This is a genomic window from Pseudomonas sp. GW822-FHT06D10 (assembly GCF_058799535.1).
In genome coordinates this window covers 436,882-442,881 of the sequence record NZ_JBXALN010000006.1, presented here as the reverse complement: position 1 = coordinate 442,881, position 6,000 = coordinate 436,882, and the positions used below count along the sequence as shown (strand labels likewise).

The 6,000-nt window shown below is 60.8% G+C and carries 5 protein-coding genes and 1 tRNA gene; 3 read left to right on the top strand and 3 right to left on the bottom strand.

The window, feature by feature from the left end; all coding sequences use genetic code 11:
• Positions 1-2 precede the first annotated feature (2 nt).
• Positions 3-75 (bottom strand) — tRNA-Val (locus AC1RL5_RS22725).
• 159 nt (positions 76-234) lie between these two features.
• Between AC1RL5_RS22725 and rdgC the strand changes: the two genes are divergently transcribed.
• The 3 genes from rdgC to sugE all read left to right on the top strand — a co-directional run bounded on the left by rdgC (position 235) and on the right by sugE (position 2,631).
• A complete protein-coding gene (gene rdgC / locus AC1RL5_RS22720) occupies positions 235-1,155 on the top strand; it encodes a recombination-associated protein RdgC (RefSeq protein ID WP_011062670.1) in 921 nt (306 codons plus the stop codon).
• A gap of 75 nt (positions 1,156-1,230) precedes the next feature.
• Positions 1,231-2,196 (top strand): bile acid:sodium symporter family protein, encoded by a 966-nt coding sequence (locus AC1RL5_RS22715; RefSeq protein WP_011062671.1) that lies wholly within the window; start codon positions 1,231-1,233, stop codon positions 2,194-2,196.
• A 117-nt stretch (positions 2,197-2,313) separates the two neighbouring features.
• The gene (sugE, locus tag AC1RL5_RS22710; RefSeq protein ID WP_011062672.1) at positions 2,314-2,631 is read left to right on the top strand and encodes a quaternary ammonium compound efflux SMR transporter SugE; all 318 of its coding nucleotides are present in this window, start codon (positions 2,314-2,316) and stop codon (positions 2,629-2,631) included.
• A 58-nt stretch (positions 2,632-2,689) separates the two neighbouring features.
• Here the strand turns inward: sugE and AC1RL5_RS22705 are convergent, their stop codons facing one another.
• Both AC1RL5_RS22705 and AC1RL5_RS22700 read right to left on the bottom strand, forming a co-directional pair.
• A complete protein-coding gene (locus tag AC1RL5_RS22705; RefSeq protein WP_145712435.1) occupies positions 2,690-4,564 on the bottom strand; it encodes an MFS transporter in 1,875 nt (624 codons plus the stop codon).
• A gap of 83 nt (positions 4,565-4,647) precedes the next feature.
• On the bottom strand, positions 4,648-5,799 hold the full coding sequence (locus AC1RL5_RS22700; RefSeq protein WP_072450676.1) for a TDT family transporter: 1,152 nt from the start codon (positions 5,797-5,799) through the stop codon (positions 4,648-4,650).
• Positions 5,800-6,000 lie beyond the last annotated feature (201 nt).

The window sequence follows — 6,000 nt, the reverse complement described above, 5'->3', positions numbered from 1 at the left end:
GGTGGGTGATGACGGGATCGAACCGCCGACATTCTGCTTGTAAGGCAGACGCTCTCCCAGCTGAGCTAATCACCCTTCACGTTCGGTGTGGCGCGCATTCTACGGAGCAGCCCCCACTCTGGCAAGCACTTTTTATAATAATTTTTTCAGGCCTTCCAAAGGCTTAGCGAAGGGTTGGCCTGAGCAGCAGCGAAGAGAATAATGCCCTCCTTTGTATAAGGAGAGATTCACCCCATGTGGTTCAAAAACCTGCTGATCTATCGCCTGACCCAAGATCTGCCTTTTGATGCTGAGGCGCTGGAAACTGCACTGGCGACCAAACTGGCGCGCCCCTGTGCAAGCCAGGAGTTGACCACTTACGGTTTCGTCGCCCCTTTCGGCAAAGGTGAAGACGCCCCGCTGGTTCACGTCAGCCAGGACTTCATGCTGGTAGCCGCGCGCAAGGAGGAACGCATCCTGCCTGGCAGCGTGGTGCGCGATGCGGTGAAGGAAAAGGTCGAAGAGATCGAAGCCGAACAGATGCGCAAGGTCTATAAGAAGGAACGCGACCAGATCAAGGATGAAATCATCCAGGCCTTCCTGCCCCGTGCGTTTATCCGTCGCTCCTCGACCTTCGCCGCCATTGCCCCGAAACAGGGCCTGATCCTGGTCAACTCGGCCAGCCCGAAGCGCGCCGAAGACCTGCTCTCCACCCTGCGCGAAGTCCTCGGCACCCTGCCGGTTCGCCCGCTGACCGTGAAGATCGCTCCCACCGCGATCATGACCGACTGGGTCAAGACCCAGAAAGCCGCCGACGACTTCTTCGTACTCGACGAGTGCGAACTACGCGACACCCACGAGGACGGCGGCATCGTGCGTTGCAAGCGCCAGGACCTGACCGGCGAGGAAATCCAGCTGCACCTGAGCACCGGCAAGGTGGTCACTCAACTGTCCCTGGCCTGGCAGGACAAACTGTCCTTCATGCTCGACGACAAAATGGTGGTCAAGCGCCTGAAGTTCGAAGACCTGCTGCAGGATCAGGCGGAACAGGACGGCGGTGATGAAGCCCTCGGCCAGCAGGATGCCAGCTTCACCCTGATGATGCTGACCTTCGGCGACTTCCTGCCGGCGCTGTTCGAAGCCCTGGGCGGCGAGGAGATTCCGCAGGGCATCTGACGCCTTGCCCGGATAACCGCTACGCACTAGACGCCACCGCCTTCGGTGGCGTTTTCACATAATAAGGAACAGGTCATGCGCGCACTGGCTGCACTGAGCCGCTTTGTCGGCAACACCTTCGCTTACTGGGTACTGATCTTCGCCATCCTGGCATTCTTCCAGCCTGGCTGGTTCGTCGGTCTCAAGGGCGCCATCGTGCCGCTGCTGGGCCTGGTGATGTTCGGCATGGGCCTGACCCTGAAACTCGAAGATTTCGCCGAAGTGGCCCGCCACCCATGGCGCGTGGCCCTGGGAGTGGTGGCCCATTTCGTGATCATGCCCGGGGTGGCCTGGGTGCTCTGCCAGGCATTTCACCTGCCGCCGGAAATCGCCGTAGGGGTGATCCTGGTCGGCTGCTGCCCAAGCGGCACCTCTTCCAACGTGATGACCTGGCTGGCCCGCGGCGACCTGGCGCTGTCGGTGGCCATTGCAGCGGTTACCACTCTACTGGCCCCACTGCTGACCCCGGCGCTGATCTGGTTGCTGGCCTCGGCCTGGCTACCGGTCTCGTTCATGGAGCTGTTCTGGTCGATCCTGCAAGTGGTGCTGCTACCGATCGTGCTGGGAGTGCTGGCCCAGCGCCTGCTGGGCCAGCGGGTGCAGCACGCGGTGGAAGTACTGCCGCTGGTTTCCGTGGTGAGCATCGTCATCATCGTCACCGCGGTGGTGGCCGCCAGCCAGGCGAAAATCGCCGAGTCAGGCCTGCTGATCATGGCCGTGGTGATGCTGCACAACAGCTTCGGCTACCTGCTGGGCTACTTCACGGGGCGTCTGTTCAAGCTGCCACTGGCGCAACGAAAATCCCTGGCCCTGGAAGTCGGCATGCAGAACTCCGGCCTGGGCGCGGCCCTGGCCAGCGCTCATTTCTCGCCACTGGCGGCGGTACCCAGCGCCTTGTTCAGCGTCTGGCACAACATTTCCGGGGCCCTGCTCTCGACCTATTTCCGGCGAATGGAAGATCCAGCCGAACAAAAGCTGGAAATACAGCGAGGCCATGACTGAGGAAAAAAATACTCGCCCACGTGAGAGTGGGCAGTATACTGCGCATCGCGAGGACGACCTCGCGACTCATTCGAGCGATCAACTCCGGGGACGACCCCATCAACCGATGAGGTAGGCATGTCCTGGATCATTCTGTTTTTTGCCGGTTTGTTTGAAGTGGGCTGGGCCGTCGGCCTGAAATACACCGATGGCTTCAGCCGCCCGCTGCCCACCGCCCTGACCATCATTGCCATGGCCATCAGCCTCGGCCTGCTGGGCCTGGCGATGAAGGAACTGCCCCTGGGCACGGCCTATGCCATCTGGACCGGAGTCGGCGCCGTCGGCACGGTGATCGCCGGCATCATCCTGTTTGGCGAATCCATGGCTCTGGTGCGCCTGGTCAGCGTGGCGCTGATCATCGCCGGCCTGGTGGGCCTGAAAGTCAGCGCCAGCTGAAAAGCCCAGGCAGAAATGAAAACGCCCGCAAATGTGCGGGCGTTTTCGTATCCGGCAGCTAGCGCCATGGGCCCCGCAACTGCGCCACCATGGCCTGCAACTGCGCCGGTTCGGCCGCGTCCACCGCCACCGATGGCCCGGCCACCAGGGTCACTCGCGACCAGAAGCGGTGGAAGAAACCCTTGCTCGGATCGCGACTGAAGAAGCTGCCCCACAAGCCTTGCAGAGCCATGGGAATCACCGGCACCGGGGTTTCCTCGAGAATCCGTGTCAGCCCGCCCTTGAACTCGTTGATCTGGCCATCGGCAGTCAGCTTGCCCTCGGGAAAAATGCACACCAGCTCGCCATCGCGCAGGTACTGGGCAATGCGCTGGAAGGCTTTTTCATAGATCTGCAGGTCTTCATGCCGACCGGCGATGGGAATGGTTCCAGCGGTACGGAAGATGAAGTTCAACACCGGCAGGTTGTAGATCTTGTAGTACATGACGAAGCGAATCGGCCGACGCACCGCACCGCCAATCAGCAAGGCATCGACGAAAGACACGTGGTTGCACACCAGCAGGGCAGCACCTTCATCAGGGATCAACTCCAGATTGCGATGCTCGACGCGGTACATGGAATGGCTGAGCAGCCAGATCATGAAACGCATGCTGAACTCGGGCACCACCTTGAAGATGTAGACGTTGACCGCAATGTTGAGCAGCGACACCACCAGGAACAGGTGGGGAATGGTCAGCTGGACCATGCTCAGCATCACGATAGAGACAATCGCCGAGACCACCATGAACAGCGCATTGAGAATGTTGTTGGCGGCTATCACCCGGGCCCGCTCGTTTTCCGGGGTACGGGACTGGATCAGGGCATACAGCGGCACTATATAGAAGCCACCGAAGATCCCCAGGCCAAGGACATCGAACAGCACCCACCAGGCATGGGCAAAACCCAGCACTTCAATCCAGCCATGACCCGTGGCGCTTTCCGGGATACCACCGGAATGCCACCACAGCAGCAGGCCGAACACCGTCAGGCCAAAGGAGCCGAACGGTACCAGACCGATCTCAACTTTGCGCCCCGACAGCTTCTCGCACAGCATCGAACCTACGGCAATCCCCACCGAGAACACCGTCAGGATCAGGGTTACCACGGTCTCGTCGCCGTGCATCCATTCCTTGGCATAGGCCGGAATCTGGGTCAGGTAGATGGCGCCGACGAACCAGAACCAGGAGTTGCCGACAATCGAGCGCGACACCGCCGGGGTCTGCCCCAGCCCCAGGCGCAAGGTGGCCCAGGACTGGCTGAAGATATTCCAGTTCAGGCGCATCTCCGGGGTCGCCGCGGCAGCCCGGGGAATGGCGCGGCTGGCCAGGTAGCCCAGTACCGCCACACCGATCATGGCGCTGGAGACTATCGGCGCGTAATGCTCCGAGGACATCATGACCCCAGCGCCGATAGTGCCGGCCAGGATCGCCAGGAACGTACCCATTTCCACCAGGCCGTTGCCTCCCACCAATTCCTCTTCACGCAAGGCCTGGGGCAGGATCGAATACTTCACTGGGCCGAACAGCGCCGAGTGGGTGCCCATGGCGAACAGGGCCACCAGCATCAGCGACAGGTGATCGAAGGCGAAGCCCACCGCCCCCACCACCATGATCGCGATCTCCCCCAGTTTGATCAGGCGGATCAGCGAGTCCTTGGCGAACTTCTCGCCAAACTGCCCGGCCAGGGCGGAAAACAGGAAGAACGGCAGGATGAACAGCAAGGCACAGAGGTTGACCCAGATCGACCGGTCACCCTCGATGCTCAGCTTGTAGAGAATGGCCAGGATCAGCGACTGCTTGAAGATGTTGTCGTTGAAGGCACCGAGGGATTGCGTGATGAAAAACGGCAGGAACCGCCGCTTGCGAAGCAAGGTGAACTGCGAAGGGTGACTCATCTTCCATGTCCCTGAGTGGCGTGGATACTGTTATTGGAATGTCGAATATCGATCCAGGCCACAACCTTACCTATCTTTGCCGATTATTTCCGTAACCCCGCAATGCACGGCGAGACAAACAGCTCTCCTTTATAAGCCCCCTGCACCGTGCGCTTGGCCACGATCAGCCACATCACCGCCAGCGCCGCCACCAGTACGGCGCCAAACACACTGAAAAACCCCAGGTGCAAGGTGCTGCCCAGTTTAAGGGTGGCCAGCGAATACACGCCCAGAGGAAAGGTAAAGCCCCACCAGCCAAGATTGAAGGGTATGCCTTCGCGCAGGTAACGGCGGGTGATGAGCACGGCCATCAACATCCACCACAGACCGAACCCCCACAGTGTGAGCCCCGCCACCAGGCCCAGGCCGGCGGCAATCTCACCGACGCCGGGCAAGCCATTGGCGGCGAAGATCGCCGGTGCATCGGCGCCCAGCACCAGCATGCCCAGGGCACCGGTGCCGATTGGCCCCAGGGCCAGCCAGCTCGACGCCGCCATGCTTTCATGGGGCAGTTTGTGCAGCGCCATGCGCAACAGCAGGATGGTCAGGATGCTGAACGCCACCGGCAGCGAAAAGGCCCACAGCACGTAGCTGGTGCTGAGCATTACCAACTGCCCGTGGGCATCCAGCAGATGAGGCGCAAGCAGGCCGCCACTGGCCGCCGCCACTTCGGCCGCCACCACCGGTAGCAGCCAGACCGCGGTCATCTGGTCGATGCTGTGTTCCTGGCGGGTGAACATCATGTAGGGAATCAGGATCCCGCAGGCCAGGGACATGGCCACATCCAGCCACCACAGCAGTTGCGCCACCTCCACCACACCATCGCCCCAGCGAGGTATGCCGAACACCAGCAAGCCATTGATGATGGTCGCCAGGCCCATGGGGATGGTGCCGAAGAACATCGAGACCGTGGAGTGCCCGAAAATCCGCCGCGCCTCGTCGAAGAACAGTACCCAGCGTGCGGTATACATCGCGGTAAACAACAGGAACAGGGCGATGGTCAGCCACCAGAAACCCTCTGCCACCTGGTGCAAGCCGGGAACCTCGGCCGGCCACTGGGCCAGCGCCAAGGCCAGAACCCCGGTGCCCATGGTGGCGGCGAACCAGTTGGGGGTGAATTGGCGAATGGCTTCGAGGGGATGCGGCAGATGGCTCAATGGCCAGTGGCCGGTTTTAACGCTATTGGGGCATGTCATGGTCGTGTCTCCTGTCCTCCGATGAGGTAGGAAACATGGTAGAACCTAATCGAATATCTATATAACGGGTAATTTCTCTATCTGTTATCTATTTTGCAGATAAACATCTATGCACGGCCCCAGGAGCGATCACCGCAATCGGACCGCGCCCGGCGACACGCCCGTATCTGATTGGCGTACAGCACCTCTCCCCTGCGGCTT

Excerpts from the sequence above, each read along its gene's own strand:
- rdgC (WP_011062670.1), top strand. The coding sequence starts at position 235 with ATGTGGTTCAAAAACCTGCTGATCTATCGCCTGACCCAAGATCTGCCT.
- AC1RL5_RS22715 (WP_011062671.1), top strand. The coding sequence starts at position 1,231 with ATGCGCGCACTGGCTGCACTGAGCCGCTTTGTCGGCAACACCTTCGCT.
- sugE (WP_011062672.1), top strand. The coding sequence starts at position 2,314 with ATGTCCTGGATCATTCTGTTTTTTGCCGGTTTGTTTGAAGTGGGCTGG.
- AC1RL5_RS22705 (WP_145712435.1), bottom strand. The coding sequence starts at position 4,564 with ATGAGTCACCCTTCGCAGTTCACCTTGCTTCGCAAGCGGCGGTTCCTG.
- AC1RL5_RS22700 (WP_072450676.1), bottom strand. The coding sequence starts at position 5,799 with ATGACATGCCCCAATAGCGTTAAAACCGGCCACTGGCCATTGAGCCAT.